1 protein-coding gene is annotated in these 2,700 nt (G+C 73.5%); it reads right to left on the reverse strand.

The genetic code is table 11. The annotated features are described in order from the left end of the window. Window positions 1-2,700, reverse strand: a 2,700-nt coding sequence (locus tag NP777_RS46670; protein ID WP_256656287.1) for a type I polyketide synthase, incomplete at both ends; no start/stop codon positions are given.

Raw genomic sequence — 2,700 nt, forward strand, 5'->3', positions numbered from 1 at the left:
CGCCGACGGACCACCCTCAGCGGCCCGCCGCCGAATACGACCGGACACCAACCCCCGCAGCACCGCCGGAAGCTCCTCACCGGCCACCCCTGCCGGGTCGAAGTCCACGGCCACCATCAGCGGATTCGCGCACCGGCATGCGGCGTCCAGCAGGGCCAGCCCGCGCTCGGACGACAACGGCCTCATTCCGCGCAGTCGCGTCAGATCCGCCCGGCCCATATGGCCGGTCATCTCGCTGGCCCGCGCCCACAGCCCCCATGCGAGGGAGAGCCCGGGCAGCCCGAGCGCCCGCCGCTGGGCGACCAGCGCGTCGACAAACGCGTTGGCCGCCGCGTATCCGGCCTGGCCCGCGTTGCCCACGACTCCGGCGGCCGAGGAGAACATCACAAACATGCGGAGGGGAAGATCCGCCGTGGCGGTGTGCAGATGGGCGGCCGCCGTGGCCTTCGCCGCCCACACCCGCGCCACCTGTTCCCGCGTCTGCGAGGTGACCACCGCGTCATCCAGCAGCCCCGCCGCATGAATGACACCGGTCAGCGGATGCGCCGGGTCGATACCGGCCACCGCATCGGCCACCGCGTCCGCGTCCGTGACATCCACCGCGGCGATCCGCACCCGCGCACCGAGATCGTTCAGCCGCTCGGCCAACTCCGGTGCGCCGGGCGCGTCCGAGCCACGTCGGCTGACCAGAACCAGATGCTCGACCTGCCACGTACGTACGAGATGCTCGGCCACCAGACCGCCCAGCAAACCCGTACCACCGGTGATCAGCACCGTGCCGTCGGGGTCGAGCCCAGCGGGGGTCAGCCCGCCGGATTCCGTCTCGTCGGCACCGTCGGTGGCACGTGCGCGCATCAGCCGGGGCGCCACCAGCCGCCCGGTGCGCAGCGCCACCTGTGGCTCATCCGCCCGTACGGCACGGACCACGGCATCCGCCACCTCTCCCACGGCCGGATCGGTGGCCTGGTGGAGATCGAGGAGAACGAATCGGTCCGGGTGCTCCGCCTGCGCGCTCCGCAGCAGGCCCCACAGCCCCGCGGCGGCCAGATTCAGCTCTCCGCCGCCGGAATCCCCGCGTTCGAGGTCCCCGCCTTCGAGGGCGCCGCCTTCTGGGGCGCCGTCTTCGGGGGCGCCGTCTTCGGGGGCGCCGTCTTCGGGGGCGCCGATCGACACCGCGCCGCGTGTCACCACCACCAACCGGGCGTCGGCCAGCCGCGGTTCGGCCAGCCACCCCCGCACCAGCTGCAGCGCATGGCCGACGGCGACCAAGCCATCAGCCGCCCTGCCCGCGGCTCCGGCCACCGCCGGGCCACCAACGGCGGGCAGGTAGGTCACGGCGAACGCGGGAGGTGGCGCACCGTCGTCGAGCGCGGCGACCAGCGCTTCGAGACCCGGGTGGGCCACCACGCCCCCACCGCCGAGTCCGGGCTCCTCGGCCAGGTGCAGCGCGTCCTCGCCCAGTACGACCCAGCGCGTGGTGTCGGAGGCATCCGCGTCCGGTACGTCGGGCACCGGAATCCAGTCCAGCGTGAAGAGCCCATCGACGCCACGTCCGCCCACGGATCGCAGCTGTCGGGGGTCGGCGGGGCGCATCGTCAGGGAACCGACCGTGAGCACCGGGGCGCCCATGCCATCGGCCACGACCACCCTCACCCCGCGCTCCCCCGCCACACCGTCCTGATGGGGCGAGAGCCGGACCCGGACGGTGGTCGCCTCCGTGGCCCACAACGACACGCCGTTCCAGGCGAACGGCAGTCTCATCCCGCCATCGTCGGTCGCCTCGATGTCGGCGGCGAGCAGCATGGGGTGCAGTGCGGCGTCGAGCAGTGCCGGGTGGATGCCGAAGCCATCCGCGTCCCCGGCCGCCTCGGGCAACGCCACCTCGGCCAGCAGGTCCGCACCGTCCCGCCACACCGCGCGTACCCCTTGGAACGACGGCCCGTACGCATAGCCCGATGCCGTGGCATGCTCGTAGAAGTCCTCGACGTCCATCGGCTTCGCGCCCTCGGGAGGCCAGGGCCCCGCCAGTTCCTCGGCCGCGCTCGGCGCGGTCGGCGGGCTCAGGACGCCCTGCGCGTGGGACACCCAGTCGGGATCCGCACCGGGCTCGGCATCGCGGTCGGGCCGGGAGTACACCCGCACCTCGCGCCGCCCGTCCTCGGCGGCCTCGCCCACCACGATCTGCACCCGCAGCCCGCCCGAATCCGGCAACACCAACGGCACCTGCAGCGCGAGTTCCTCGATGCGCCCACAGCCCGCCTCGTCGGCCGCCCGCAACACCCACTCCACCAGCGCCGCGCCCGGCACCAGAGACGCTCCCGCGACCACATGGTCAGCGAGCCAGCCGTCACCGGCGGTGGCCGACACCCGCCCGGTCAGCACCAGCCCGCCATCCGCAAGGCCCACCGCCGCCCGCAGCAACGGATGCTCCACCCGCTGCAACCCCGCGGCACCCACATCACCGACTCCGCCGGTGGCAGTGGCCCAGTAGCGTCGGCGTTGGAAGGCATACGTGGGCAGTTCGACCGTACGAGGGGCCGGGTCGGCCGGAAACGCGGCCCTCCAGTCGACGTCGATCCCGGCGGTGAACGCCTGGGCGAGCGAGTGGAGGAGCTGGGCCCGCCCGCCGTGATCACGGCGCAGAGTGGGCACGGTGACGGCCGGGATCCCGGCCTCCTCGAAAGTCTCCTGCAGCCCAAG

The sequence above is a fragment of the Streptomyces rugosispiralis genome (genome assembly GCF_024505145.1).
GTDB classification, from domain to species: domain Bacteria; phylum Actinomycetota; class Actinomycetes; order Streptomycetales; family Streptomycetaceae; genus Streptomyces; species Streptomyces rugosispiralis.